We start from the raw sequence: 26,951 nt of genomic DNA on the forward strand, positions 1-26,951 counted from the left end.
GGGTCCATCAGGACGCCTTGCGTCGGGACAACCGGGACAAGAGGGGCTCGAACAGCTTCCCGCGGGGGCGGCGCGCCTCGGGGCGGCCGATCATGCGTGCGGCGAGCTCGGAGAATACGTCCGACGCCTTAGCGCCGGCTTGGACCTCGGCGATCATCTGCCCGTTATTCGCCGCCGTGCCGAACAGGGCGGGGTCATAGGGAATCGTCGCCGTCAGCGTGGCGTCCAAGGCCTTCGCGAACTCGCCGGCCGAGATTTCCGGTCGCTTCGGCATGCCGACGCTGTTGAGGACGATGCGCGGACGGGCGTCGTTCGGCCTGTTCTGCTGCAGCAGGGTCAGCAGGTTCTTGAGGTTGCGCAAGGAGGCGAGTTCCGGCTGGGCGACGACGATGATCTCGTCGGACGAGATCAGCAGGCGCCGGGTCCAGGCCGACCAGGTATGGGGGACATCGAGGACCACACAGGGCACGGCCGCCCGCATCAGGTCGATGAGGTTGTCGAAGGACGTTTCGTTCAGGTCCGTCGTCCGGTCGAGGGTGGCGGGCGCGGAGAGAAGCGAGAGATTGTCGCTGCATTTCGAGAGCAGCCGGTCGAGGAGGTTGGAATCGAGGCGCTCGGGCGCGAAGACCGCTTCGGCGATTCCCTGCGGCGGATCCTGGTTGAAGTTGAGGCTCGCCGACCCGAAGGCGATGTCGAGATCGGCGATGACGGTGGCCATCGCGTGCTCGCGTGCCACGGTCCAGGCGAGGTTGTGGGCGATGGTGGACGACCCGACGCCGCCCTTGGCGCCCACCACCGCGATGGTGCGCCCCACCGGCCGGGCGCCGGGCGCGGTGAACAGGTCGGACAGGGCCTGGATCAGGATGACCGGCTCCACCGGCGCCATCAGGTACTCGCTCACGCCGCGCTGGATGAACTGGCGGTAGAGCTGCACGTCGTTGACATGGCCGATGACGACGACCTTCGTCCCTTCGTCACAGACTTCCGCCAGGGAATCGAGGATCTCCAGGGGACGCGACTTCGCGCTCTGCGTCTCGATGATGACGACGTTCGGCGTGGGCGCGTGGCGGAACGCCTCGACGGCGGCGGGACCGCCGCCCATCTGGATCTTGATCTGCGCCTTCTGCAGCCGCCTGTCGCTCCCGGCGGCCTCGATCGTCGCGGCCGTTTCGCCGGTCTCACAGAATGCCTGGATCGTGATCCGCGGCACCGGAGCGATGATGCGCTCGGGTGACTCGTTGATATCGGGCATGGGGCGGGGTCCGGTCTCTGGTTGGAAACGAAGGCCGAAGCTCTGGCGAACGACGGAAGGGGAGCGTCGATCAGTTATCGATGGCTGCCTTCACCGACGTCTTCCCATCCTGGCGCCATATGGTTGACGGATCCTTGCCCTCGCGCAGTTTGTTGATGTCCATGGTGCGCTGGACCGCGTCGATGCGCCCTTCCGGGCGACCGCGCACGAGGTCCACCGGATCGGCGATCTGGCTCGCGACATTGGACTGCATGGCGCAGCCGAGGTTCCAATGCGTCTCGTTGCGCGCGGAGAAGGCAGGACTTCCGGCCCCGAGATCCTGGGGCCACAGGCCGCATTGGTTGCCGACCTTCGCCTCCAGGCGCCGGAAGCTGAGGCGCAGGGGCGAGGCGAGGAATGGGTCCGCGACCGCGTAGCCGGTGACCACCATCTGCCCTCCGCCGACACCGTTTTCTGCGCCCAGCCTGCGGATACCGGCACCGGTCCGCTCCACGGCTGCGCCGAGCGACGGCGAGACGCCGCGCGGCATGTCGAGGATCACGGTGCCGCGCCCGTAGCGGCGGAATTCCAGCAGGAAGGCCTCGATATCGGCGCGCTGTCGCGGATCGATATGACCGGTACCGGTGACGAAGACATCGAGCGAGCGCGTGTCGTCGGCGAGCACGATGGGATGACGGGCCCGGTAATCGGCCGGATAGAGCGAACCGGTGGTCTCGGCGCGGTCGGCGCGGCAGGCACCCAAAGTCGTGGCCAGGGCAATCGAGGCGAGCACGGCGAGGGGGGAGCGGAACGGAATGAGTGACATGGGGGTCGGGTCCTGATGGGGCCGGGGCCGCTTCGTCCTGCAATGTCGTGGCTGCGTGGATCTCGCACGGGGCGTCAGTCGGTGATGAAGCCGACGCGTCCGCGATACGTGGCGCCGAGCGGCGCTGTGCGAGCCGAACCGTAGACCCGGTTCAAGCGTCCGAGCAGGATACCCTGGCCGTCCTGGGCATCGATGAAGCCGTCATCCGGCCGCGCCACCTGCTTCGCCTCCATCGCCTTGGCGATGTAGGGCGTCACCATGATCATGAGTTCGGTTTCCTGGCGCTGGTAGTCGCGCGAACGGAACAGGGCTCCGAGGATGGGCAGGTTCACGAGGCCGGGCAGACCGCCGACGGAGGCCTTGTTGCGTTGCTGGATCAGGCCGGCGGTCATCATGGTTCCGCCGGAGGCGAGCTCCACCGTGGTCTCGGTCTTGCGCAAGGTGAAACCGGGCACCGAGACCGTGGAATCGCCCTGGGTGAAGGTGAAGGAGTTGGTCTGGTCGATCTCGGAGACCTCCGTCGCGACGCGCACGGAGATGCGGTTCTCGGCCATCACCACCGGCGTGAAGTTCAGGGTCACGCCATAGGTCTTGAACGTGATGCCGGTGGTGCAGACGCCGCCGGTGCAGTTCTGGGTGGCGGGTACGGGAAGCTCGCCGCCGGCCGTGAACTTGGCGGATTCCCCCGAAATGGCGGTGAGCGTCGGCTCCGCGAGAATGCGCGAGACGCCGGCCTGCTCGAAGGCGCGCAAGGTCGCCGAGACGCTCGCCCCGCCGCCTGCGTTGATCGTCGCCCTGATCTCGTTCCCGTTCGGGAATTGCCCGCCATTGAGACCGAAGGGCGCGACGTTCGCGAGGTTGAAACCGGACCAGTTGCCGCTGAGATTGACGCCGAACTGCTTGAGCACCGTCCGTGCGACCTCGACCACGGTGACGCGGAGCATCACCTGATCCTTGCCCCGGATGGTGAGGTTGTTGATGACCGCGCCCTTCGCGCCAGGACCGCCGGCACCGCCGCCGGACTGACCGACGAAGGCGGTGGCGATGTCCATGGCCTGGGCCGCCTCCGCAGCGGAACCGACCGTGCCCGACAGGATCAGGGAATCCCCCGCGGTCCGGATGTCGAACCGCCCGCCAACGATGCTCTGGAGCAGGATCTGCCGCAGGGTTCCGAGCTTGAGGTCGCGCGCCACGGTGACGTCGAGGGCGGTGATCTGGCGGCCTTCGGCATCCATGATGAAGATCGAGGTCGCTCCGTCCTCCATGCCGATCACGAAGACCTTGCGGGTCGAGCGCACCACGGCGTTGGCCACTTTCGGATTGGCGACGAAGACCTCCTTGGCGTCGCGCGGCAGATCGATCACGAGGGAGCGCCCGGTCGTGAGCTCGACGCGGCGCGAGGTGCCGGATTCATTGCCCCCGACATCGACGATCGGGGCGGGCGTGAAGCTGTCTCTCGGCGCCGCCACGGCGGGCGGGGCCGGGAATGCCAGCCCCACGAGGGCCGCGAACACGGCCAGGCTGCCCACGCGGACGCGATGTCTCGTGGTCATCGAAGAATCCTTGAACATCGCGCGGTTCGGCATTTCAGCGACGCGGTTGTTGTCTGGCGACGCCGAAGCGCACGACCGTGATCGCGGAATCCTGCTGCGTCTCGGGTACGGCATCCACGGTTCGGCCGGCATCCACGAGACTGCGCAGGGAGAGGGAGAGCTGTCCCACCTTCTGCGCCAGGGTGACGGTTTCGGCCTGGGACGGCGTCAAGGCGAGGGTCGCCGTCTCACCGGTGACGACATTCGTTCCGTTTTTCTCCTGGACGATCTGGCCGACCGCGAGCACGCGGATGTCGGTGAGCAGGGTCTCGGAGATCTGCGCCTCGCCACCGCCGGAGCGCGAAGCATCCTCGTCCCGATAGGTGCGGATGACGTCGACATGGTCGTTGGGGAGGATGAAGCCGCCGGCCGAACTCGAGCCGCGCGTATCGGTGACGATGGCGACGGCACGCATGCCGGAGGGCAGGATCGCCGCCATGAAGCCACCGTCGGACCGCGCGATTTTCTGCGGGCGGATCGGCTCGCCCGCGAGGAAGGCGCTGCGGGTGATCGAACCGATGATGGTTTCCATGGCGTTGGGCGACACAGAGCGCGTCATGTAGCCGACGGTGATTGCCTGGTCGGGCCAGGGCTGCCAACGCAGGTCGGCTGCCTGGATGTTCTGCCCCATCGGCAGGTCGGCGGCGGCCACCAGCACATCCGTGACCGGGAGCGGGGGAGGGGGCGCCTGGACCACCGGCTGGGCCGGGGGCGGTGCATCGCTGCCGCTCATCAGAAACGCGGCCCCGCCCCCGGCGGCGAGGGCGATGGCGAGAACGGCAAGGCGGGCTGGTTTCATCGCCGTGTTCGAACCTGACAGGACGGCCTCGTGCCGTCACCATCCCTTGTTCGACGGGATTCCTCAAATTACGGTTAACAAAAACTAACGATGGGCGAATGCGACTGTCCTGCGACAGATCTGCTCTTGCTGAGGTCAGGACTTTCCAGGCTTCAGAGCGGGCTCGGCAAGCTCACCCTGGACGTGCATCTTATATCACGATGCCATCATTCTTGCCCAGGTCATGGTCTCCGGGATCACGATCAGGGCGCCGAAGGAGAGGGCGATTCCGTAGGGCACGCCCGTTTTCGCATCGTGCAGGTGGAGGGCGAAGGGCAGGCGGCCGAGCAGCGGCGGCAGCGGATGCGCCCGCGCCATCAGGATCGCCAGGGATAGCGCGCCTCCAGCGAGCGAGGCGACTGCCAGATACTCCAGCAACCGGTCGAACCCGATCCATACCGCCGTCGCAGCGGCAAGCTTGGCATCGCCACCGCCGATTTTGCCCAAGGCGAAGAGGGTAAAAGTAACGACCAGCGTCACCGCCCCGGCGCCGAGATGGCTCATGAGGTCCCACCCCCATAATCCCGTCGCGACCGCGAACAGAGCGAAGCCTGCCAGCAGGAGAAGGGACACCGTGTTCGGGATCAGCATGGTCAACAGGTCGCGGACGGCCGCATAGGCCATCAGGAACGGAAACACGATCAGCAGCGTGACGCTCGCCATGGGAACAGCCTCAATCTCGGCCGGAATACGCCCGGCGGGTTCCGGTGATCCGAAACCGGTCAGGTCTTTGTCATCGACGCGGTGAGTAAGACCGCGATCACGGGTGTCGGTCTTCGCGACACGATCACTCCAGAAACGGCTGCGCCGGACGATCCGGAAAGATCGTCCGGCAGGGCACTTACGTCACCCAAGCACAGCCGGCTGGATCGTCACTGCCAGAGGAATGGGCGAATGACGGTCCCACAGAGCATGTTGCCATCTTTACTTGGCAAAACCGATGACAACCTTACTTCGTCGTCCCAGCGATGGTTGTCCCGACTTTACCAAATCCAGTCGTAATATTGTCCGAAAGGGTACCAAAGACAGCAACGAGCACCGCGGAGATGAGCGCAGCGATGAGGCCGTATTCGATGGCCGTCGCGCCAGATTCGTCGGCGGAAAAACGTTTGAAGATGCTCGACATAACAGTAGTTCCCAATTGGTTGTCTTGCCAAGTTGCCGTCGAACGCTGCTTTGTCTCGATCGGCGACTGAAAACAAAATGGCCTGTTTTCTCTTGAGATTGGGTTAAATCGGCCGTGCAAATAGCATCCAGGACCCCTCGATTATCTTTTGGTAAAAGAGAAATGAATGAAAAAGATGTATTTTTACACATTTCGGGAAGAATAAGTTCCGCTGCATCTCGTGAAAAATCTACTGCCATGACCTCCGCCATAGCGAGATGACGCCAAATCATCCCGTCAAGACAGCGCGATCCGATCCATCGGGATTTGTGCCGAACGGCCTTAGCGCTTCATTCACCACCACGTGCTTAACACTCGCCTGACGAAAAGAGGCTGGCCGTTCCGCATGGGGGGCTCAGCCGGAAACGCGCGGGTTTAGCCGAGAGCATCAGAGCCATGGGCCACCGGTCACTGCCGACACCCTCGCGCCTGACGCGCGAGATTCGAGGGATCGGAGTCGCCCTCTATCTTGCCCTCGGCGCGGTACCCGCCCTGGCGGAGACGGCCCCGGCCACCGTGGCGGTGAGCGTCGACAATGCCAAGGTCATTCGCCTGCCCGAGCGGACGCAGACAGTGATCGTCGGCAACCCGCTGGTGGCGGATGTGGCGCTCCAGCGGAACGGGATCGTCATCCTGACCGGCAAGAGCTTCGGCTCCACCAACCTCATCGCCCTCGACGCGTCCGGCACGATGCTCGCCGAATCCATCGTCAGCGTCCAAGCCGCTCAAGGCTCGATCGTCACGGTGCAGCGCGGACTGGACCGGGAATCCTATTCCTGCACCCCCAATTGCATGCCGTCGATGCAGCTCGGTGATGCGACGAAGTATTTCGGCGATGTCAGCGGGCAGGCCGATACCCGCCGCAACCTGGCCACGGGGGGAAGCGGGGGCGGAGGAGGCGGCCCGAAATAGGACGGGCCGCCGGAAATTCGACGAGTCTGCTTCAGCACCGGTCGCGCGCCGGGGCAGATCGGAACGATTCCTTCCGATATGCGGGCGAAGGCGATCGAAGTGGAAACATTGCACTTCCGGTCACTTGCGGGTATGCACCACACGCGCCCGCCAGACACCCTTGGAGGCACGGGCGCGTCGTGGATCGGTGAGGGCCGTCCGTTTCGGGCGGCCTTTGGCGTTGCGCGGCTTTTTTCTGTTTTGTTTGAAGGATCACGCCATGAGCGCAGTAAAGCCGCTTGAGGCCGTGGCACGCGACCGGGTCGGCAAGGGGGCCGCCCGGGAAGTTCGTCGCCAGGGCAACGTTCCCGCCGTCATCTATGGTGGTGGCCAGGCTCCGCAATCCATCGCCATCGACCTCGTCCGCACCCGGACCTTGATCTATGCCGGCGGTTTCAAGACCACGCTGTTCGAGATCAATGCCGGTGGTCGCAAGACCCGCGCGATCCCGCGCGACTTCCAGCTCGATCCGGTGACCGGCGTGCCGCTGCATGTCGACTTCCTGCGTGTCGTCGCCGGCCAGAGCCTCACCGTCGAAGTGCCCGTGCACTTCATCAACGAGGATGAGGCCCCCGGCATCAAGAAGAATGGCGGCACCCTGAACGTCGTCCTGCACACGCTCTCGCTCGAAGTGCCCGCTGACGCGATCCCCGACGCGGTCGAGGTCGATCTCACCGGTCTCCAGATCGGCGATTCGATCCACATCGAAGCCGTGAAGCTGCCGGCCAACACGACCTTCACCGGTGAGGCCGAGGCCGTCGTCGCCAACGTCGTGCCGCCGACCGTGCTCGGCGCCGAGGTCGAGGCCGAAGAGGCCGCGATTGCCGAGGCGCAGTCGACCGAAGCTGCCGAAGAGAAGGCCGAGGCTGAGGCCGAAGAGGCCGCCGAGGCTGAAGAAGACAAGAAGGAGGATTGAGGCCCTGGGGCTTCGCGCCCCGGTCTCGTCTTCGTCCACGGGTGCTCCGGCCGCGAGGTCGGGGCACCTTTTCGTTTGACGTCGCCCCTTCGTCATCCGTCCTTAGAGCTGCGCCCGCCCACGTTGGGTCGGGCGCAGCTCTAAGCCTTCTGTTTTGCCGCGCTCTTTTTCGCCGAACCGGCATCCACTTCGGCGGAGAGCGCTCTCGTGACGAAATCGTCTTGGAGATGATGCCATGCGCCTGATCGTCGGGCTCGGCAATCCAGGGGCCCGCTATGCGGGCAACCGCCACAATATCGGTTTTCTCGCCCTCGACGAGATGGCGCGCGTCCACCGCGCCGCGCCCTGGCGGCGCAAGTTCCAGGGTGAGGTGACCGAGGCGACGCTCGGCAGCGAACGGGTCGTCCTGCTGAAGCCGCAGACCTTCATGAACGAATCCGGCCGCTCGGTCTCGGAAGCCCAGCGCTTCTACAAGATCGCCCTCGCCGACGTCATCGTGCTGCATGACGAACTCGACCTCGCCCCGGCCAAGCTTCGCGTGAAGCTCGGCGGCGGCAATGCCGGCCATAACGGCCTGCGCTCGATCACCGCCCAATGCGGCAACGATTACCGGCGCGTCCGCCTCGGCATCGGTCATCCGGGCGACAAGGCCCTGGTCCATGCCTACGTCCTGAACGATTTCGGCAAGGGGGAGCGCGCCTGGGTCGAGGATCTCTGCCGCGCCGTGGCGGACCACGCTCCGCTCCTGGCCCAGGGCGAGGATGCGAGCTTCCAGAACAAGGTCCACCTCGCCATGGCGGGCCGGGGCTGGGACGACGTCAAGCAGGTCAACGCGGCGGCCACCGGCCGTGATTGACACGAAAACACGGGAACACGATATCGAAGCTCGGATTCGAAGGGTGGGGAGGCTGGTTTGAGGAACGTCACGGTGACGATGGAGGAGAGCCTCCTGCAACGCGCTCGCGTCGCCGCGGCGCGTGACGGCAAGAGCCTCTCGAAGTTCATCGCCGAGACGGTCGAACAACGCGTCGGCCGGCCGCTCTCCCAGAGTCAGGCACTAGAGCGTTTCCTGGCGGGGCCACCCCTCCATCTCCTCGATGAGAACGGGCGCGCGCCGACGCGCGATCAGATCTACGATGCCGAGTGACACCGTCCCCGTCACGGGCCGGGTGTTCGTCGACACCAACGTCTTCGTGTATGCCCGCGACGACCGCTTCCCTGAGAAGCAATCCATGGCGCGGCATTGGCTGGAAGCGCTGGCGGATCGGGGCCTGATCGTCGTGAGCCCGCAGGTTCTCGGTGAGTTGCATGCCGTCATCCTGCGCGGTCGGCTCCTGATCGATCCGGAGGATGCGCGGCAGACGACGCTGGCATTGGAGGAATGGTCGGAAGGCGCCACCGATCTCGCCCTCGTCGGCGATGCGTGGTCACTGCGGGAACAGACCCGGTTTCAGTGGTGGGACTGCGTCATCCTCGGTTCCGCGATCCGGGCCGGATGCCGCTTCCTTCTGTCGGAAGACTATCAGCACGGCCGCGAGGTCGAAGGAACGACAATCGTGAATCCGTTTCGGGCCTTACCGGAATCGATCTTCGCGAACTCTTGAGGAATATCATGGGCTTCAAATGCGGCATCGTCGGCCTGCCGAACGTCGGCAAGTCGACCCTCTTCAACGCGCTGACGCAGACCGCGGCGGCGCAGGCGGCGAACTATCCGTTCTGCACGATCGAGCCGAATGTCGGCGAGGTGGCGGTGCCGGATCCGCGCCTCGACGATCTCGCGCGGATCGCCACGTCGAAGGAGATCATCCCGACGCGGCTGACCTTCGTGGACATTGCCGGCCTCGTGCGCGGCGCCTCGAAGGGGGAGGGGCTCGGCAACCAGTTCCTCGCCAATATCCGCGAGGTCGACGCCATCGCCCACGTGGTGCGCTGCTTCACCGATGGTGACGTGACCCATGTGGAGGGCAAGGTCGACCCGAAGGCGGATATCGAGACCATCGAGACCGAGCTGATGCTCGCCGACCTCGACAGCCTCGAGAAGCGCCTCTTCGCCCTCGAGAAGAAGGCCAAGGGCGCCGACAAGGAAGCCAAGGAGATGCTCGATCTCGTCCAGCGGGCGCTGCCGCTACTGCGCGAGGGCAAGCCCGCCCGTTTGGTGAGCCGCAAGCCGGAAGAGGAGAAGCTGTTCCAGACCCTCGGGCTGATGACGGCGAAACCCGTCCTCTATGTCTGCAACGTCGACGAGGGCGATGCCGACAAGGGCAACGCCTATTCCGAGGCGGTGATCGCCCAGGCCAAGGCCGAGGGGGCGCGCGCGGTGGTGGTCTCGGCCAAGATCGAGAGCGAGATCGCGGTGATGCCGCTCGCCGACCAGGGCGACTTCCTCGAAGCGGTGGGGCTCGTGGAGCCCGGCCTCAACCGGGTCATCCGCGCGGGCTACGAGCTTCTCGGCCTCATCACCTACTTCACGGTGGGTCCGAAGGAAGCGCGCGCCTGGACCATCGAGAAGGGCACCCGCGCGCCTGCCGCCGCCGGCGTGATCCATACGGATTTCGAGAAGGGCTTCATCCGCGCCGAGACCATCGCGTTCGCCGATTACACCGCCCTGAAGGGCGAGAGCGGCGCCAAGGAGGCCGGCAAGTTCCGCCTCGAGGGCAAGGACTACGTGGTGCAGGACGGTGACGTACTGCATTTCCGCTTCGCCAATTGAGGAGCTGGACCGGCCTGCCGGCATCCGCCGGGGTGAGGACGCCCATCCCCTCTCCCCGCACGCGGGGAGAGGGCCGCGACGACCCCGTCGTCGGCGCGGCGAGGCGGCAGCCGACGGTGAGGGGCTCGTCCGAATGAGCCTCCTCCGGCACGGCCCCCTCACCCTCGCTCCGCTCATCACAAGCACGACGAGGTGCTTGTGATCCTCTCCCCGCAAGCGGGGAGAGGCGGGCCGCCCCTGAAGCGAGCGCAGCGCCATCCTTCGACCCGAAACTCTGCGACCCGGGGACAAGAGGTTCAATGACCGGCATCACCTTCGAGGATTTCACCCCCGGCGACGTGATCGAGGGCGGCCCGCTCACGGTGACGCGGGAGGCGATCGTCGCCTTCGCAAGGGAGTTCGATCCGCAGCCCTTCCATCTCGATGAGGAGGCCGCGAAGGCGACGCTGGCGGGTCGGTTGATCGGCTCCGGCTGGCAGACGGCCGGGTTCGGCATGCGCCTGCTCCAGGCCCATGTCTTTCGCGGCGCCACCTCCATGGGCTCGCCCGGCATCTCGCAGCTGCGCTGGCTCCGCCCCGTCCTGCCGGGTGACGCGCTGCGGATCGTCACCAAGGTGGAGGAGTGCCGCGCCTCGAATTCGAAGCCGGATCGCGGCTTCGTCCGCTTCACCCTCACGGTCGTGAACGGGCGCGACGAGACGGTGATGATTCAGGCCTTCACGGTCATGTTCGCCCGGCGCGGGGCCGATCCCCTGCCGCCGCGCGCGGTGACGCCCGGAGACCCGGTCGAGGTGATCGAAGGCGACGATGCGGAGCCGCTGCTCTTCCTCAAACAGGCGAAGCTCGGCACGGTCCGCGATCTCGGCCGGCACGTCTTCACGCCCGAAGCAATCATCGCCTTCGCCAGGGATTACGATCCGCAGGCCTTCCATCTCGATGCGGACGCCGCCCGAAAGACCCATTTCGGCGCGCTCTGCGCCTCGGGCTGGCATACGGCGGCGGTGTGGATGAAGCGCCTGCACATCACCCGCCAGCGCGACATCGCCCTCACGGAACGGGCCGGTCCTGTGCCGCAGCTCGGCCCCTCTCCCGGCTTTCGCGACATGCGCTGGCTCGCCCCGGTCTATGCAGGCGACACGATCGCTTACGCCTGCACCCTGCTCGACAAGCGCGAGTCGGCCTCACGCCCCGGCTGGGGCGTCGCGACCCACCACAACACCGCGCAGAACCAGCGCGGGGAGCGGGTGTTCGAGTTTACGGGGTCTGTGTTCTGGCAGTGGGAAGCGTCGTGACCCGCTAAGCCGCCGAGCGCCGCTCCGGATACAGCGCCAACAACCCCTCTGCATCCGCCGAAGCCACGCCGCGCTCGGTGATGATGCCCGTCACCAGGCGGGCCGGGGTCACGTCGAAAGCGGGGTTGGCCACCGGGCTACCCGGCGACACCACCTCGATCGTGGCGAATCCGCCATCGGCGAGGCGGCCGGTGAGATGGGAGACTTCGCAGCCGTCGCGCTCCTCGATCGGGATCTGCGCGACACCGTCGTCCAGCGTCCAGTCGATGGTGGAGAAGGGCAGGGCGGCGTAGAACGGCACGCGGTTGTCGGAGGCCGCCAGCGCCTTCAGATAGGTGCCGATCTTGTTGCAGACGTCGCCAGAGGCCGTGGTGCGGTCCGAACCGACGATGCAGACGTCGATCTCGCCATGCTGCATCAGGTGGCCGCCGGCATTGTCGGCGATGACGGTGTGCGGCACGCCGTGGGCGTTGAGCTCGAACGCGGTGAGCGCCGCGCCCTGGTTCCGCGGCCGGGTCTCGTCGACATAGACATGGACCGGAATGCCGGCCTCGTGCGCCACGTAGATCGGCGCGAGGGCGGTGCCCCAATCCACCGTGGCGAGCCAGCCGGCATTGCAATGGGTCAGCACGTTGAGGCGGCGGCCCTCTTCCTTGTCGTAACCCTTGGCCTTGTGCAGATCGGCCAGGATCGCAGCGCCGTGGCGGCCGATGGCGTGGCAGCTCTCGACATCCTCCTCGGCGATGCGCCCGGCCTCGGAGAAGGCGAAGGCGGCGCGCTCAGGAAGCGCGACCTCGCGCAGCTTGGCGGCGACCCGGTCGAGGGCCCAGCGCAGGTTGATCGCGGTGGGGCGGGTGGCGGCCAAGGTCTCGACGGCATGGTCGATCCCGGAATCGGAAGCATCCCTGCGCAGGCCCAGGGCAAGGCCGTAGGCCGCCGTCACGCCGATGAGCGGCGCGCCGCGCACGATCATGGTGCGAATGGCGATGGCCGCTTCGTCCAGGGTGGCGAGCCGCTTCATCTCGAAGGCGAAGGGCAGGCGGGTCTGGTCGATGACCTCGACGGACGCGCCGTCGGCGGCGGGAAGGATGGTGCGGTAGGGTTTGCCGTCGATGTTCATGCGCGGGCCTCTCGCATGTTCCGGGCGCAAGGGCCAGTCCTTGGGCCATGCGCCCGACCCATTGCAAGGCGCGGAGCGATCGACCGGGCCGCGTCGCTCGCCCAAACGTCCGGTGGTGCACCACGTCATCCCGGGGCCGCGCAGCGGAGCCCGGGATCCAGAAACGCAGGTCGAGCAAGACTATTCGCCGTTGGCGGCTCTGGATCCCGGGCTCGCCTTCGGCGCCCCGGGATGACGGCAACGTGCCCCCTGCAAGAGGGCAACGCGCTCAGAAGCTCACCGGCCGTGCCCGCTTCACCTGCGGGATCGTCTCGATCTCCACCCGTACGCTGTCCGAGATCGGTGCATCGACGGCGCAGAAGCAGATGGCGTTGCCGCCCTCTTCCTCGCGGCCGAGGTTGAAGGTCGCGACGTTGACGCCGGCCTCGCCCAGGATGGTGCCGAGCCGGCCGATGAAGCCCGGCTTGTCGTGGTTGCGCACGTAGAGCATGTGCGGCGCGAAGGCGGCATCGATGGCGATGGAGCGGATCTCGATGATCCGGGGCTTGCCGTCATGGAACACCGTCCCGGCGGCGTCGCGCGGCATGTCCTCGGCATCGACCGTGATGCGGATCACGGATTCGTAGTCGCTCGCGCCGCCCTCGCGCTTGATCTCGTCCACCACGATGCCGCGCTCCCGCGCCAGAGCGGGGGCCGACACCATGTTGATGTCCTGCAGGAAGGGCCGCAGCGCCCCGGTCACCGCCGCCGCCGTGAGCGCACGGGTGTTCATGCCCGCCACTGCGCCCTCGTAGGTGATGCGGATGCCCTTGATCGGCGCGTCCGTGAGCTGGCCGAGGAACGAGCCGAGCTTTTCGGCGAGCGCCACGAACGGCTTCAACCGGGGAGCCTCGTCCGCGGAAATGGACGGGAAATTGATCGCGTTGGTGATCGCGCCGGTCATCAGGTAGTCGGACATCTGCTCGGCGACCTGCAGCGCCACGTTCTCCTGGGCCTCGTTGGTGGCGGCGCCGAGATGCGGGGTGCAGATGACGTTGGGATGGCCGAAGAGCGGATTCTCGGTCGCCGGCTCGTCGACGAACACGTCGAAGGCCGCCCCGGCCACATGGCCGGAATCGAGGGCCGCGCGGAGTGCCACCTCGTCCACGAGGCCGCCACGGGCGCAATTGACGATGCGCACGCCGGGCTTCACGCGGGCGAGGTTCTCGGCCGACAGGATGTTGCGGGTCTTGTCGGTCATCGGCACGTGGAGCGTGATGATGTCGGCCCGCGCCAGGAGCGCATCGAGCTCGACCTTCTCGACGCCGATCTCGAGGGCGCGTTCCGGGGAGAGGTAGGGGTCGTAGGCCACGACCTTAAGCTTCAGGCCCACCGCGCGGTCGGCCACGATGGCGCCGATATTGCCGCATCCGATGATGCCGAGCGTCTTGCCGGTCAGCTCCACGCCCATGAAGCGGTTCTTCTCCCACTTGCCGGCCTGGGTCGAGGCATCGGCCTGCGGGATCTGCCGCGCCAGAGCGAACATCATCGCGATGGCGTGTTCGGCGGTGGTAATGGAATTGCCGAAGGGCGTGTTCATCACGATGACGCCGCGCGCCGTGGCGGCGGCGACATCGACGTTGTCGACGCCGATTCCCGCCCGGCCGATGACCTTCAGCCGCGAAGTCTGGGCCAGCACCTTCTCCGTGACCTTGGTGGCCGAGCGGATGGCGAGGCCGTCGTAATGGCCGATGATCGCGGCGAAGCGCTCCTTGTCCTTGCCGAGGTTGGGGAAGAAGTCGACGTCGATTCCGCGGTCGCGAAAGATCTGCACAGCGGCATTGGAGAGGGAATCGGAAATGAGCACCTTGGGAGCAGCCATGATGGCCTCCGGCTCTTGAGGAAGGGGGGGAGGGGGCAACATCGGGGCCGCCCTGTTCGGGCAGCCGGCATCGGATCCCGTCCGCCCACCTCATCCTGAGGTGCTGCGTTTGCAACCTCGAAGGAGGGCTCCAGAGATCGCAGCGCGAACTGGAGGGCTCCTTCGAGGCCTCCGCTACGCTGCGGCGCCTCAGGATGAGGGTGCGGTTCGGATCGGTGTGGTCAGGCGGCGCACATGAACACTATGCGCCGACGGGGGCGGCGTCGCCTCAGGCAGCCTTGGCGAGCTTCGCCTTCTCGGCCGCATAGGCCCAGTCGAGCCAGGGCATCAGGGCCTCGAGATCCGAGGTCTCCACCGTGCCGCCGCACCAGATGCGCAGGCCGGCCGGCGCATCGCGATAGGCGCCGATATCGAAGGCGATACCCTCGGAATCGAGCGTGTCGGCGATCCCCTTGGCCACCGACGCCACCGTGGCGTCACCCATCGCGAGGACGTCCGGATCGGTGATGACGAGGCAGACACCGGTATTCGAATACGTCGCCGGGTCGACGGCGAGGTGTCCGATCCACGGGGTCCGCGCCACCCAGTCGTGAACGACCTTGGCATTGGCGTCGGCACGGGCGTGGAGCGCGTCGAGACCGCCGATGCTCTGGGCCCAGCGCAGGGTATCGAGGTAATCCTCCACCGCGAGGAGCGAGGGCGTGTTGATCGTGTCGCCCTTGAAGATGCCCTCGATCAGCTTGCCGCCCTTGGCCATGCGGAAGACCTTCGGGATCGGCCAGGCGGGGGTGTTGCTCTCGATGCGCGCGACGGCGCGGGGCGAGAGGATCAGCATGCCGTGCGCGGCCTCGCCGCCCATCACCTTCTGCCAGGAGAAGGTGACGACATCGAGCTTGGCCCAGTCGAGCGGCATGGCGAAAGCGGCCGACGTCGCGTCGCAGATGGTCACGCCTTCACGGTCGGCGGCGATCCAGTCGCCATTCGGCACGCGGACGCCGGCGGCGGTGCCGTTCCAGGTGAAGATGACGTCGTTGTGCTTCGTGTCGATGGCCGACAGGTCCGGCAGCACGCCATAGGCGGTCTCGTGGACGATGGGCGAGATCTTCAGCTCCTGCAGCGCATCGGTGACCCATTCGGAGCCGAAGGCTTCCCAGGCGGCGACCTCGACCGTCTTCGGGCCGAGCATCGACCACATGGCCATCTCGACGGCGCCGGTATCCGAGGCGGGGACGATGGCGATGCGGTAATCGGCGGGCACGCGCAGCACGGTGCGGGTCAGCTCGATGGCCTCGACCAGCTTGGCCTTACCGGCGGGAGAGCGGTGCGAGCGGCCGAGAGTGGCGTTCTGAAGGGCCTGGAGGGTCCAGCCGGGACGCTTGGTGCAGGGGCCGGACGAGAAATTCGGCACGCGGGGGCGCGTGGTGGGACGTGTCATGACAAAGTCCATCCTTACAGATGAATGCTCCTCGTTGGGGAGGAGTGGCCCGCCGCTGCCAATGAACCTCACGCGACGAATAAGCAAGATGCGTTGCGGATAAATTCAGTCCCGCCCTCCGGAACGTCATGGTCTTTCGCGGTCAAACCTTGATGGATCAAGGCTTTGTCGAGGACATGCCGGATCGCACAGACAGGTCAGGCCGGCGTTCGCGCGTGATCCGCTCCGCCTCGCCCCGGCGCCAGCGCGCGATGGCGCCGTGGTTTCCCCCATTGAGGATCTCGGGAATCGCCCGTCCCTCCCATTCGCGGGGTCGCGTGTAATGCGGATATTCGAGGAGGCCGCCTTCGAAGCTCTCCTCCTCTCCCGAGGCGGATTTACCCATGACGCCGGGAAGAAGCCGGATGCAGGCGTCGAGCACGACCATCGCGGCCATCTCGCCGCCGGACAGGATGTAGTCGCCGATGGAGACCTCTTCGAGGTGTCGCGCCGCGATCACCCGCTCGTCCACCCCCTCGAACCGGCCGCAGACGACGACGAGTCCCGGCCCATCCGCGAGTTCCCGCACGCGCGCCTGCGTCAGGGGGCGTCCGCGCGGGCTCATCAGCAGCCGGGGCCGCGTGTCGCCGGGGGAGGCCACGGCATCGATGGCGCTGCCGAGGACGTCGCAGCGCAGGACCATGCCCGCTCCGCCCCCCGACGGGGTATCGTCCACGGCGCGGTGGCGGCCGATCCCGTGGTCGCGGATCTGCCGGGCTTCGAGCGCCCAGGTTCCGCGCGCGAGCGCATCGCCCGAGAGCGAGATGCCGAGCGGGCCGGGAAACATCTCCGGGTAGAGGGTGAGGATCGTGGCGGACCAGGGCGCGGGCGTCATGGCGCTTGATGACGCGTGTGGTGAGGGCGGGTCAACGTGCATCGCACGTTGCGGCCGCGAAACGGTCCCGCCGGTCATCGCAACTGCGCCGCAGCCGGGCCAGGGCACTTTCCCCCAGTGGTTTCCGTTGTCCCGGCATGCTTCGCTCCCTCGCCATCGCCGTCTCTCTGGCTCTCACCGTTCCGGCGCAGGCCGTCGAGCCCCTGGCACCGGCCGGAGCACCGGCATCGGCCTTTCCCAAACCGGACAGGCCGGTGGCCGAGATCATCGCGCCGCTCTGGGCCTCCGAAGCCCAGCGCGACAAGGTCGATGAGGTGGGCCAGGTGGCGCGGCTGATGGGGATCGCGCCGGGCCAGACCGTGGCCGATATCGGGGCGGGGAGCGGCTATTACACGACGCGTCTCGCGGAACGGGTCGGCCCTCAGGGCCATATCTTCGCCGAGGACGTGACGCCGCGCTATCTCGCCGACCTCACGGCGCGTCTCGCGCGCGCCAAGCTCGGCAACGTCACCGTGGTGCGGGGGGAGCCGCACGATCCGCGCCTGTCGCCAGGCTCCCTCGACGCGGCGTTGCTGGTTCACATGTACCACGAGATCAGCCAGCCCTACGGCCTGCTGCACAACCTGGCCGCGGCGATGAAGCCCGGCGGCCGCGTTGGGATCGTCGATGCCGACGCCATCCCGTCGCGGCACGGTACGCCGCCGGCCCTGCTGCGGTGCGAACTCTCGGCGGCGGGCTATCGCGAGATCGGCTTCTCGGTGCTGGAGGGCGGAGGCGGTTATCTCGCGATCTTCGAGGCTCCGGCCCCTGCGGCACGCCCCGATCCCTCGTCGATCACCCCGTGCACGGATGGGGCGACGCGAACCGGCCAGCGTTGAGCGAGGGTGGATTCATGGTTCGGTAGCGGCGACCGGCTATCGTCGTCCCAGCTCGAAGAGCGAGCGGGAGAATACGTGCGTGGTCCTGACGTTTTGGCTCGATCAGCCGGTCTGGTTGATGTTCGTCCTTCTGTCGGCGGTCTTCGCCGTCTTGATGGGCGTCATCAGCATCCTCTCGGTCTGGTCCGCGACCCGCCCGGGCATGCACAAGCTCGGCATCGGCGTCGTCGCCCCCTACTTCAACGCCATCTCGGTGATGTTGGCGCTGCTCACGGGCTTCGTGGCGAACGACGCCTGGGAACGGCAGCGGCAGGCGACGAAGATCGTGCAATCGGAGAAGACCAATCTCCTCGCCGTTCACGATCTGAGCCTCGCCGCGGCCTCCGACATGTCCGCGATCCGCACCAAGCTGCTCGCCTACGCGAACGCGCTGATCGACGACGAATGGCCGAAGATGACACAGGGCGAGTCTTCGGGGACCGCGAACGACGCCCTGGGCGAGTTGATGCAATCCGTGGCCGATCCCCGGCACAGCACCGAGGCGGGAGCCGCCGCGCATGGGAGCCTTCTCGATGCGGTGATGAACCTGCGGGCCGAGCGCGGCACGCGCCTGGGCCTCGCCGACGTCCAGGGCGACCAGTCGAAATGGCTGACGCTGATGGTGCTGGCGCTGCTCACCCTCTTCTCCATCGGGCTGATCCACGTGGATAAGCCGGTGCCGCAGGCCGTCGCGATGATCCTGTTCTCGGCCGCCACGGTGACGACGCTGGGCATGATCGGCCTGCACGAGCGGCCCTTCGACGGGCCGATGCCGGTCACGTCGGCACCGCTGGAGATGGCGCGGACGGCGATGACGAGCCCGAAGCCCTGAGCGACGGCCCGGTTCCGGCGCTCCCGCCTCAGGCGGGCTCGTCGGGCGGCTTCGGCCCGGCGGGCGCGAACAGGTCGTCGGGCGGATCGATCACGATCCGGCCATTGGCCACGTCGAGGGTCGGGACGAAGGCCTTGGTGAAAGGCAGGAGCGCGGTCGCGCCGCCGAGGGCCGGCTTGATTTCCAGGAGATCGCCGCCGCCGTAATTCGGCACGTCGGTGACGGTGCCGAGGACCGCGCCCGACACATCCACCACATCGAGCCCGACGAGGTCGGCCGTGAAGAACTCGTCTTCGTCCTCGACCTGGCCGAGGCGGTCACGCGGCAGGTAGATGGCGAGGCGGTTCAGGGCTTCCGCGCCGTTGCGGTCGGAGACGCCCTTCACCCGCACCACGAGCAGGTCGGGCGAGGCTCCGCCGGCCCGGCGCACATCGGTGAGCTCGATGCGCTGCCCCCCGGCGCCGATCAGCGGCCCGTAGGAGCCGATGGCCTGCGGATCGCCGGTATAGGATTTCAGGCGGATTTCGCCGTTGAGCCCGTGCGCGCGGCCGAACTCGCCCATCTGGACGAGGCTCGGATCGGTGGACGGGAGCGGCACCTCCGGCATCGGCCTGGGCCGATGCGCGGAGGTGGCCGAGCCCGAGCCTAAGCGGCTCGGGCGGTCGCGACGGCCGCCATCGCCGGCGGAAGAAGTGCCTCCGGGGCGGCGCGCCATCGCGGGGACGCCTCAGGCCGCGGCGTCTTCGGCCGGGGCGGCGGCCTTCTCGGCGCGCTTGGCGGCGCGCTCCTTGGCCTTCTCGCCCGGCTCGGCCTTCTGCGGGTTGTTGCGCGCGGGGCGCTTGGCGAGGCCGGCGGCATCGAGGAAGCGCAGGACGCGGTCGGTGGGCTGGGCGCCCTTGGCGAGCCAGGCCTGGATCTTCTCGGACTCGAGCACGATGCGGGCCGGATCGTCCTTGGCCTTCATCGGGTCGTACACGCCGACCTTCTCGATGAAGCGGCCATCGCGGGGCGCGCGGGCATCGGCGACGACGATGCGGTAATACGGGCGCTTCTTGGCGCCGCCACGGGTGAGACGGATTTTGAGGGACATGGTGTGCTCCTGGAGGTTGGTAATCTGATCGTTCTTGGCGGATAGCGAGTAGTGAGTAGCGAAGAGAGCCGGCCTGCCGCCCCTTCGCTATTCGCTGCTCCACATTCGCCCCTACTTCTTCTTCCCGAACGGGAAACCGCCGAGGCCCGGCAGACCGCCCGGCCCCTTCGGTCCTCCGAGCCCCGGAAGGCCCGGCATCTTTCCGCCGCCGAAGCCCGGCGGCATGGGCGGCAGCTTGCCGCCCAACTGCTTCTGCATGGCCTCGATCTGCTCGGGCGTCGGCTCGGGCATGCCGGGGGGAAGGCCGGGCATGCCGCCCATCCCGCCACCGCCGCCAAGACCGAACATCGAGCCGAGCGCCTGGCCGATGCCGCGCTTGCCCGAGCCCATCGCCTTCATCATGTCGGCCATGGTCCGGTGCATCTTGAGGAGCTTGTTGAGCTCCTCCACCTTCGTCCCCGACCCCGCGGCGATGCGCTTCTTGCGGGAATTCTTGAGGATGTCGGGATTCTTGCGCTCCTGCGCGGTCATCGACGAGATGATGGCGCGCTGGCGCTTGAACATGTTCTCGTCGAGATTGGCGCCCTCGACCTGCTTCTTCATGGCGCCCATGCCGGGCAGCATGCCCATGAGGCCGCCGATGCCGCCCATCTTCTCCATCTGGGCGAGCTGCATCGACAGGTCGTCGAGGTCGAACTTGCCCTTGCGCATCTTCTCCGCGGTGCGGAGCGCCTGCTCATGGTCGATGGTCTCGGCCGCCTTCTCCACGAGGGAGACGATGTCGCCCATGCCGAGGATGCGGTTGGCGACGCGGGAGGGATGGAACTCCTCGAGCGCGTCCACCTTCTCGCCGGTGCCGACGAGCTTGATCGGCTTGCCGGTGACGGCGCGCATGGAGAGCGCCGCGCCACCGCGCGAATCGCCGTCCATACGGGTCAGCACGATGCCGGTGACGCCCAGGCGCTCGTCGAAGGCGCGGGCGGTGACCACGGCGTCCTGCCCGGTGAGCGCGTCGGCGACCAGCAGGACTTCGTGCGGCTTCGTCGCCGCCTTGACCTCGGCGGCCTCGGCCATCAGCGCCTCGTCGAGGGTGATGCGGCCGGCGGTGTCGAGCATGACCACGTCGAAACCGCCGAGGCGCGCGGCATCCATGGCGCGGCGGGCGATCTGCACCGCCGACTGGCCCTCGACGATGGGCAGGCTGTCGACGCCGACCTGCTTGGCCAGGATCGCCAGCTGCTCCATGGCGGCCGGGCGGCGGGTGTCGAGTGAGGCGAGCAGCACCTTGCGCTTGTCGCGGTTGGTCAGGCGCCGGGCGATCTTGGCGGTGGTGGTGGTCTTGCCCGAGCCCTGGAGGCCGACCATCAGGATGGCGACGGGGGCGGGGGCGTTGAGATCGATGAGGCCGGCCTCGGAGCCGAGCATGGCCACGAGTTCGTCGTTGACGATCTTCACGACCATCTGGCCGGGGGTCACCGACTTGACGACGACGGCGCCGACCGCCTTCTCGCGGACCTTCTCGGTGAAGCCGCGCACCACTTCGAGGGCGACGTCGGCTTCGAGCAGCGCGCGCCGCACCTCGCGGAGGGCCGCGGTGACGTCGGCTTCCGTGAGCGCACCCCGACGGGTGAGCCCCGAGAGGATACCGGACAGGCGGTCGGACAGGCCTTCGAACATCGTCTGGCTCTCCGAACCTACTGGAACAGGCCGGCGGACGAGACGCGCCGCACCTGCAGCGCCGCCTCGAAGGCGTTGATCGCCGACGCGAACTTGTCCCGGCAATCGGGATTGCAGAACCCGACGACGGACCCGTTGTAGAGCGTCAGGGAATCGACCGCGATCGGCTTGCCCGACCAGGGGCAGACGTCGTTGACCGCATCCTCGATGCGAAGGGGTTCATGCGCTTGCGACAGGGCGAGACTCACTCGTCTGGATCGGCGGAGCGACGGCCTGTTTCCAACGCGAAACTCGCCCGAGGGCGCATCGCGCTGTCGGGCGTTGACCTCCAGCCTCACAGGGCCGGTCGGCGTTCGTATTGACGACATGTCGTCGGATATGAGGTTGGCGGACTAGTCCGGGAGCCCACGCAAGTCAAGATCGCGGTGGAAACCAAGGACAAATCCCGCCACGCGATCGCGGCCGGGAGTATGGTGCTTGGCCTCGATATTCCTCCGTCTAACGTCGAGACGGCTGCGAATCACGTATTCGGCGTCGCTTCCTTCGAGCTTGGGCGCGGCGAGGCCCGTAATCCGGGCCCGAGAATCGGCCTCAGACTTCGCGGATGACGAAAGAAGCACCTGCCCCGCATGCCGGACTTTTATACGCTCTACCTCATTGTGCTGATAGCCGGGCTCTCGCACTGCGTGCTCTGGGCCGCCATCCTCTATCGCTACAGGACGCTGCCGGGGGTGCGCTACTGGCTGACGGGCAGCGTGGCTCATGTGGTGGGCGGTATCCTGCTCGCCATCGATGGCGGCATCGGGAATTTTGCCACCACCGTCGGCGGGAATGCCGTCGCCTGTCTGGCCTTTCACCTGAATACGGTCGGCCTGCGCCGCTTCCACGGGGACAGGCCGCGTTGGGCTCTCCATGCCGGGCTGCTGGCCGCCAGCATCATGGCCATGGCGCTTACCTGGCAACCTTGGTGGGGCCAGAACCCACTCTACGTCACGTCGCAATGCATTCCTCTCGTGCTCGCCGCCCTCTATCTCGCCCGGCGCCGGACACGGGAGCTCGGCGCACTCATCACGATGAGCGCACTGGCGTCGGCCATCACGGCCCATGGCATCGTCGCCTGCGCGGTGACGGTGAGGCTCAGCGGCATCGCGCCGGATGTCTCCCTGGTCTCCCTCGCGGCCATCGACCTGCTGGTCTTCATCCTGGCGGGCATCATCTGGAATTTCGGCTTCCTCGTCTCGGTGGTCGACAGCCTGATGGCGAAAGTGGAGCGGCTCGCCGCCGAGGACGACCTGACCGGCCTGCCCAATCGCCGCCAGTTCATGCGGCAGCTCACCGGGGAATGCGCGCGCGGGGCCGCGGAGCCGTTCAGCGTGATGCTGATGGATCTCGACCGGTTCAAGGGGATCAATGACGGCCTCGGCCACATGGCCGGCGATGCCGCGCTCAAACACGTGGCGGACGCGGTCCGGCGAATCATCCGTCCCGCCGATGTGTTCGCGCGGCTGGGCGGCGACGAATTCGGCATCCTGCTTCGCGGCGTCCAGGGGGATGCGGCCGGTCGGATCGCCGAGCAGGCCAACGCGGCCCTGCGCGCTTCACCCTTCCTCTGGCGTGGCGAACGCATCGGGCTGACGATCAGCATCGGCGTGACCTCGGCCGTCCCCGGCAGACACCACATGCCGGAGGAACTGATCGAATGCGCGGATTCCGCGCTCTACGTCACGAAGGGCCGGAAACGAGACGGCTGGACATTCCTGCCCTTCGCGTCCCGGCCGAACTTCGGCGCAGGTCATGCGGGCGGAGCAAAGGCCACGCGCCTGCCCGACCGGGCCTCCCGCATCCCGCTGGCAGGCTGAACCCACCGCCTCCGGTCGAGCGCTATGAGAGTCACGCATCTCGCGGGATGCGCGGGACACGGCTCGAGAAAGGCAGGGCGCCTGCATATGGCACCACCCCGTCATTCCGGGTCGCCACCGGCGAGCCCGGAATCTAGAGCCGCAGACGGTGCAAAGTCCTCACCACCTGTGTTTCTGGATCCTGGGCTCCGCTGCGCGGCCCCAGGATGACTGAGGCTACAATTAGGCTTCCGACGAGCAAATCGGCCACTGCAATCTCCTTCTGTTCCCAGGAGAGGAAGCCCGTTGCGCCTCAAGTCGAACCCTCTTGAATAGAGCGAACAGCCGTCGAGTGGATGGATAAATCCGGCAGGCTCGGCCGAGAGCGATCAGAGCGAGGCCCCCGGATTCACCGATCCTCGAATTTCGGCTTCCGCAATTCCGCCTGGAGTTTCAGCACCTCGTCGAGACTCATCGACCGGCTGCTCCAGTTCGTCTCCATGATGTTGATGGCGGTGAAGCTGTAATGGGCCTTGCCGCCATAGGCGTCGAACGGCGTGCCGTCCGGGTCAGGTGCCACCGGCTTGACGTAATCGACCCGGTAGGACGGGTGGCCGCCCTTGCCCGTGACCGCGATGCGGACCGAGGCGTTGCCGTGCCGCTTCTGGCAGAAGCGCATGTTGGTGAGCAGCCGGCTCAAATACGCGTCGGCCTCCTCCAGGGTGGGGACGACGTCCACGAGAGTCGCGTCGGAGGGAAGGTGCGTCTTCTTGATCATGTCGGCCCGTGAGGTTGGTGCCGCACCATAGGCACACCGTCCGGGTGAAGCGAGACCCCGCCCGGCGGAGCCGGGATCAGCCCGCGACGAGTTCCCGCGCCGGGGCTGCCCGGATCGGTGCTCCGGCGACATCCGCCAGGATCTCGTAGGAGCGCACGCGGGCGGCATGGTCGTGGATGGCGCTAGCCACCATGAGTTCGTCCGCGCCCGTCTCGGCGATCAGGTCTGCGAGCCCCCGGCGCACGGTCTCCGGCGAACCGACGATGGCGCGGGCGAGCATCCCCGAAGCCTGGCGCTTCTCGGAGGGCGACCAGTAGGTCTCGATATCGTCGATGGGCGGCGGCAGCAGGCCCCGCGTGCCCCGGAACATGTTGGCGAATTGCTGCTGCGCCGAGGTGAACAGGCGGCGCGCCTCGGCATCGGTCTCGGCCGCCACGACGTTGACGCCGACCATGGCATGGGGCGCCGTCGACTGCTCGGACGGGGTGAAGCGCTCGCGATAGACGGCGAGCGCCTGGATCAGCGCGTCCGGCGCGAAATGCGAGGCGAAGGCGTAGGGCAGGCCGAGCATGGCGGCGAGCTGCGCGCCGAACAAGCTGGAGCCGAGAATCCAGAGCGGCACCTTGGTGCCCGTCCCCGGCACGGCCTGGATCACCTGGCCCGGCTGCGCGTCGCCGAGCAGGGCCTGGAGTTCGAGGACGTCCTGAGGGAACTGGTCCGACGTCTCGGGCGAGCGCCGCAGGGCGCGCAGGGTGCGCTGGTCGGTGCCAGGCGCGCGGCCGAGGCCGAGATCGATCCGGCCCGGATACAGGGTCTCCAGCGTGCCGAACTGCTCGGCGATGACCATGGGCGAGTGGTTCGGCAGCATGACCCCACCGGCCCCGACGCGGATGCGGCTCGTGCCCGAGGCCACGTGGCCGATGACCACCGAGGTGGCCGCGCTGGCGATGCCCACCATGTTGTGGTGCTCGGCCAGCCAGAACCGCCGATAGCCGAGGCGCTCGGCGGCCCTCGCGAGGTCGAGGGTGTTCCGCAGGGCGTCCCCGGGCGTCGCGCCATGCGGCACGAAGGCGAGGTCGAGAACGGAAAGAGGGATCATGAATCGCGTGTCCGTTTGCATGAGCGACCGGCTCGCGCCGGCCATGAACGTCCCCACCCGGAAGAGATCGCGACGCCGCCGCCGCTTCGCAAGCGGGCCGTCCGGCGCAGGGGCCATGCGTTCCGGCCGACCCCGAAGCGATCCTCTCGTCATCCGACCCGCGACAGGCTCGACACACGACCTATATGGCTGGGCCTCGACCTCCCGCCCCGAACCCGAGCAACGCCACCGTGTCTCCCGGATACCTGCCCTTCGCCGGCGCCCTCGATCTCCCCGCCTATACCTGTGACAATTGCGGGTTTTGGCAGCGCCATTTCGCGCCGCCGCCCTCGTGTCCGATGTGCCTCGACGCACGTCACGTGGTGCCGCAGAAGGGCTGGCAATTCTGGAGCGAACGCGAGGCGCAGGACCGCTTCCCCTGTCATTGGGAGGAGCTGGAGCCGGGCATCTGGCGCTTCTGGAACGATCCCGTCTCGGGCATCGGGCCGAGCGCCTACCTGGTCCAGACGCCCGACGGGAATATGGGGTTCGAGGCCTGCCCGGTCTTCAGCGAGGCGGCGCTCAAGCACATCGCGTCCCTCGGCGGAATGCAGGTCCTGTCCTCGTCGCACCCGCATGCCTATGGGGCGCTGGTGCAGCTGCAGGACCGGTTCGACCCGGAACTCTGCCTGCCGGCCGCCGACTTCGTCTGGAGCGCGGCCTTGCAGGTCTCCTGGCCCTACGACGATTTCCTCGAACCGCTCCCCGGCCTCGAACTCCACCGCACGGCGGGGCATTTCGACGGCCACGCAATCCTGTTCGACCGGGCGCGAAAGATCCTGTTCTGCGGCGATGCCCTGAAATTCGAACTCGACCCGAAGGATTTCCGCCGGGCCGAGACGATCTCGGCGCACAAGGCCTTCGTGCGCGGGGTGCCGCTGACCACCAACGAATTGCGCCGCTACCGCGACGTCTTCGCCCAGCTCGACTTCACCCAGACCTGGACCCCGTTCGAGCCGGCCGCCAATTGCGGCCGGGCCGAGGTGCTGGCCCTCATCGACGGCATGCTGGCGACCCGCCCGCATGCCGCCCCGGTGAGGCTGGATAGCCTCCGGCGATAGCTCAGCCCCCCTTGCGTCAGTCGCGCTTGGCGGTCTGGCCGAACATCACCTTCTTGGCGTCCTCGCTCATGGTCTTGCCGTGATCGGGGTTGACCTCGGGCGCGCGGGCATAGGCCGCCTTGGTGCCGGGACGCTCGGCGATGGCCGTGAACCAGCGCTTGAGGCTGGGGAAATCGTCGAGGTTCTGGCCCTGCTTCTCCCAGGGGACGATCCACGGATAGGAGGCCATGTCGGCGATGGAATAAGCGGGCCCTGCCACGAACTCCCGGTCGGCCAGGCGCCGGTCGAGGACGCCGTAGAGCCGGTTCGTCTCCTTGACGTAGCGCTCGATGGCGTAGGGGATCTTCTCCGGCGCATATTGCGAGAAGTGGTGGTTCTGGCCGAGCATCGGCCCGAGCCCGCCCATCTGCCAGAACAGCCATTGCAGCACCTCGGCGCGGCCGCGGGGGTCGGAGGCGATGAAGCGCCCCGTCTTCTCGGCGAGGTAGAGCAGAATCGCGCCCGATTCGAAGAGCGAGACCGGCTCGCCGCCGCCCTGCGGGTCGTGATCGACTATGGCCGGCATCCGGTTGTTGGGGGCGATGGCCAGGAAATCCGGATTGAACTGCTCGCCCTTACCGATGTTCACCGGCTTGATCGTGTAGGGAAGTCCGACCTCCTCCAGGAACATCGTCACCTTATGGCCATTCGGCGTCGGCCAGTAATGCAGATCGATCATCGAAATCCCTCCAGCGAACCGCGATCACCGGGCGGCGCTGAAAGCCGAGGTGGCGACCGCCGGCACCGAGGTCAAGCCGGCACCGTTCGGT

At 67.3% G+C, this 26,951-nt stretch carries 28 protein-coding genes; 11 read left to right on the forward strand and 17 right to left on the reverse strand.

Going from position 1 to position 26,951, the window contains the following annotated elements:
* Window positions 1–7: 7 nt before the first annotated feature.
* From ASF32_RS20225 to ASF32_RS24835, 6 genes are all read right to left on the reverse strand, one after another.
* Window positions 8–1,252 carry an AAA family ATPase gene (locus tag ASF32_RS20225; protein ID WP_056432721.1) on the reverse strand — a complete coding sequence of 415 codons (1,245 nt, stop codon included), beginning with the start codon at window positions 1,250–1,252 and terminating at the stop codon, window positions 8–10.
* 70 nt (window positions 1,253–1,322) lie between these two features.
* Window positions 1,323–2,057, reverse strand: a complete 735-nt coding sequence (locus tag ASF32_RS20230) for a CpaD family pilus assembly protein (protein WP_056432724.1) — start codon at window positions 2,055–2,057, stop codon at window positions 1,323–1,325.
* A 74-nt stretch (window positions 2,058–2,131) separates the two neighbouring features.
* Window positions 2,132–3,628 (reverse strand): type II and III secretion system protein family protein, encoded by a 1,497-nt coding sequence (locus tag ASF32_RS20235; protein WP_156467914.1) that lies wholly within the window; start codon window positions 3,626–3,628, stop codon window positions 2,132–2,134.
* A gap of 16 nt (window positions 3,629–3,644) precedes the next feature.
* The gene (gene cpaB / locus ASF32_RS20240; RefSeq protein WP_056432727.1) at window positions 3,645–4,448 is read right to left on the reverse strand and encodes a Flp pilus assembly protein CpaB; all 804 of its coding nucleotides are present in this window, start codon (window positions 4,446–4,448) and stop codon (window positions 3,645–3,647) included.
* A 195-nt stretch (window positions 4,449–4,643) separates the two neighbouring features.
* Window positions 4,644–5,150 carry a prepilin peptidase gene (locus ASF32_RS20245; RefSeq protein ID WP_056432730.1) on the reverse strand — a complete coding sequence of 169 codons (507 nt, stop codon included), beginning with the start codon at window positions 5,148–5,150 and terminating at the stop codon, window positions 4,644–4,646.
* 286 nt (window positions 5,151–5,436) lie between these two features.
* Complete coding sequence (locus ASF32_RS24835; RefSeq protein ID WP_082470045.1) at window positions 5,437–5,613, reverse strand: Flp family type IVb pilin; 177 nt, start codon at window positions 5,611–5,613, stop codon at window positions 5,437–5,439.
* A 435-nt stretch (window positions 5,614–6,048) separates the two neighbouring features.
* Between ASF32_RS24835 and ASF32_RS20250 the strand changes: the two genes are divergently transcribed.
* The 7 genes from ASF32_RS20250 (at window position 6,049) to ASF32_RS20280 (ending at window position 11,521) form a co-directional block, all read left to right on the forward strand.
* Entirely contained in the window at window positions 6,049–6,564 is a 516-nt protein-coding gene (locus ASF32_RS20250; protein WP_082470047.1) for a pilus assembly protein N-terminal domain-containing protein, read from the forward strand.
* A 259-nt stretch (window positions 6,565–6,823) separates the two neighbouring features.
* A complete protein-coding gene (locus ASF32_RS20255; protein WP_056432735.1) occupies window positions 6,824–7,519 on the forward strand; it encodes a 50S ribosomal protein L25/general stress protein Ctc in 696 nt (231 codons plus the stop codon).
* Window positions 7,520–7,754: 235 nt separating this feature from the next.
* The gene (gene pth, locus ASF32_RS20260) at window positions 7,755–8,375 is read left to right on the forward strand and encodes an aminoacyl-tRNA hydrolase (protein WP_018042755.1); all 621 of its coding nucleotides are present in this window, start codon (window positions 7,755–7,757) and stop codon (window positions 8,373–8,375) included.
* 57 nt (window positions 8,376–8,432) lie between these two features.
* Entirely contained in the window at window positions 8,433–8,666 is a 234-nt protein-coding gene (locus ASF32_RS20265; protein ID WP_056432738.1) for a hypothetical protein, read from the forward strand.
* A complete protein-coding gene (locus ASF32_RS20270; protein ID WP_056432740.1) occupies window positions 8,656–9,123 on the forward strand; it encodes a PIN domain-containing protein in 468 nt (155 codons plus the stop codon). Before ASF32_RS20265 ends, ASF32_RS20270 begins: the two co-directional genes overlap by 11 nt.
* 8 nt (window positions 9,124–9,131) lie before the next feature.
* Window positions 9,132–10,229 (forward strand): redox-regulated ATPase YchF, encoded by a 1,098-nt coding sequence (gene ychF / locus ASF32_RS20275; RefSeq protein WP_056432743.1) that lies wholly within the window; start codon window positions 9,132–9,134, stop codon window positions 10,227–10,229.
* A gap of 299 nt (window positions 10,230–10,528) precedes the next feature.
* On the forward strand, window positions 10,529–11,521 hold the full coding sequence (locus ASF32_RS20280) for a MaoC family dehydratase (RefSeq protein WP_056432747.1): 993 nt from the start codon (window positions 10,529–10,531) through the stop codon (window positions 11,519–11,521).
* 4 nt (window positions 11,522–11,525) lie between these two features.
* Here ASF32_RS20280 and mtnA read toward each other — a convergent pair whose 3' ends face one another.
* From mtnA to trmD, 4 genes are all read right to left on the reverse strand, one after another.
* On the reverse strand, window positions 11,526–12,641 hold the full coding sequence (gene mtnA, locus ASF32_RS20285; RefSeq protein ID WP_056432751.1) for an S-methyl-5-thioribose-1-phosphate isomerase: 1,116 nt from the start codon (window positions 12,639–12,641) through the stop codon (window positions 11,526–11,528).
* A gap of 268 nt (window positions 12,642–12,909) precedes the next feature.
* Window positions 12,910–14,502 (reverse strand): phosphoglycerate dehydrogenase, encoded by a 1,593-nt coding sequence (serA, locus tag ASF32_RS20290; RefSeq protein WP_056432755.1) that lies wholly within the window; start codon window positions 14,500–14,502, stop codon window positions 12,910–12,912.
* Window positions 14,503–14,770: 268 nt separating this feature from the next.
* On the reverse strand, window positions 14,771–15,937 hold the full coding sequence (locus ASF32_RS20295) for a phosphoserine transaminase (protein WP_056432758.1): 1,167 nt from the start codon (window positions 15,935–15,937) through the stop codon (window positions 14,771–14,773).
* Window positions 15,938–16,094: 157 nt separating this feature from the next.
* On the reverse strand, window positions 16,095–16,811 hold the full coding sequence (gene trmD / locus ASF32_RS20300; RefSeq protein ID WP_056432761.1) for a tRNA (guanosine(37)-N1)-methyltransferase TrmD: 717 nt from the start codon (window positions 16,809–16,811) through the stop codon (window positions 16,095–16,097).
* Between the two features lie 137 nt (window positions 16,812–16,948).
* Between trmD and ASF32_RS20305 the strand changes: the two genes are divergently transcribed.
* Together ASF32_RS20305 and ASF32_RS20310 are read left to right on the forward strand one after the other, a co-directional pair.
* Complete coding sequence (locus ASF32_RS20305) at window positions 16,949–17,689, forward strand: methyltransferase domain-containing protein (protein ID WP_056432765.1); 741 nt, start codon at window positions 16,949–16,951, stop codon at window positions 17,687–17,689.
* A 79-nt stretch (window positions 17,690–17,768) separates the two neighbouring features.
* Window positions 17,769–18,560 carry a DUF4239 domain-containing protein gene (locus tag ASF32_RS20310; protein ID WP_056432769.1) on the forward strand — a complete coding sequence of 264 codons (792 nt, stop codon included), beginning with the start codon at window positions 17,769–17,771 and terminating at the stop codon, window positions 18,558–18,560.
* A gap of 28 nt (window positions 18,561–18,588) precedes the next feature.
* Here the strand turns inward: ASF32_RS20310 and rimM are convergent, their stop codons facing one another.
* From rimM to ASF32_RS20330, 4 genes are all read right to left on the reverse strand, one after another.
* Complete coding sequence (rimM, locus tag ASF32_RS20315) at window positions 18,589–19,275, reverse strand: ribosome maturation factor RimM (RefSeq protein ID WP_056432772.1); 687 nt, start codon at window positions 19,273–19,275, stop codon at window positions 18,589–18,591.
* A gap of 12 nt (window positions 19,276–19,287) precedes the next feature.
* Window positions 19,288–19,650 (reverse strand): 30S ribosomal protein S16, encoded by a 363-nt coding sequence (rpsP, locus tag ASF32_RS20320; RefSeq protein ID WP_018042769.1) that lies wholly within the window; start codon window positions 19,648–19,650, stop codon window positions 19,288–19,290.
* A gap of 111 nt (window positions 19,651–19,761) precedes the next feature.
* Window positions 19,762–21,327, reverse strand: a complete 1,566-nt coding sequence (gene ffh, locus ASF32_RS20325) for a signal recognition particle protein (RefSeq protein WP_056432774.1) — start codon at window positions 21,325–21,327, stop codon at window positions 19,762–19,764.
* Between the two features lie 17 nt (window positions 21,328–21,344).
* Entirely contained in the window at window positions 21,345–21,575 is a 231-nt protein-coding gene (locus ASF32_RS20330) for a hypothetical protein (RefSeq protein WP_056432777.1), read from the reverse strand.
* Between the two features lie 381 nt (window positions 21,576–21,956).
* Between ASF32_RS20330 and ASF32_RS20335 the strand changes: the two genes are divergently transcribed.
* Window positions 21,957–23,186, forward strand: a complete 1,230-nt coding sequence (locus tag ASF32_RS20335) for a GGDEF domain-containing protein (protein ID WP_056432780.1) — start codon at window positions 21,957–21,959, stop codon at window positions 23,184–23,186.
* Window positions 23,187–23,574: 388 nt separating this feature from the next.
* Here the strand turns inward: ASF32_RS20335 and ASF32_RS20340 are convergent, their stop codons facing one another.
* A complete protein-coding gene (locus ASF32_RS20340; protein WP_056432785.1) occupies window positions 23,575–23,943 on the reverse strand; it encodes a hypothetical protein in 369 nt (122 codons plus the stop codon).
* Window positions 23,944–24,019: 76 nt separating this feature from the next.
* Window positions 24,020–25,042 carry an LLM class flavin-dependent oxidoreductase gene (locus ASF32_RS20345; protein WP_056433132.1) on the reverse strand — a complete coding sequence of 341 codons (1,023 nt, stop codon included), beginning with the start codon at window positions 25,040–25,042 and terminating at the stop codon, window positions 24,020–24,022.
* Window positions 25,043–25,227: 185 nt separating this feature from the next.
* On the opposite strand from ASF32_RS20345, the gene ASF32_RS20350 reads away from it, so the two are divergent.
* Complete coding sequence (locus ASF32_RS20350) at window positions 25,228–26,142, forward strand: MBL fold metallo-hydrolase (RefSeq protein ID WP_056432789.1); 915 nt, start codon at window positions 25,228–25,230, stop codon at window positions 26,140–26,142.
* Between the two features lie 16 nt (window positions 26,143–26,158).
* Here ASF32_RS20350 and ASF32_RS20355 read toward each other — a convergent pair whose 3' ends face one another.
* Entirely contained in the window at window positions 26,159–26,860 is a 702-nt protein-coding gene (locus ASF32_RS20355) for a glutathione S-transferase N-terminal domain-containing protein (protein WP_056432794.1), read from the reverse strand.
* Window positions 26,861–26,951: the final 91 nt, after the last annotated feature.

Source organism: Methylobacterium sp. Leaf91 (assembly GCF_001422815.1).
GTDB lineage: Bacteria > Pseudomonadota > Alphaproteobacteria > Rhizobiales > Beijerinckiaceae > Methylobacterium.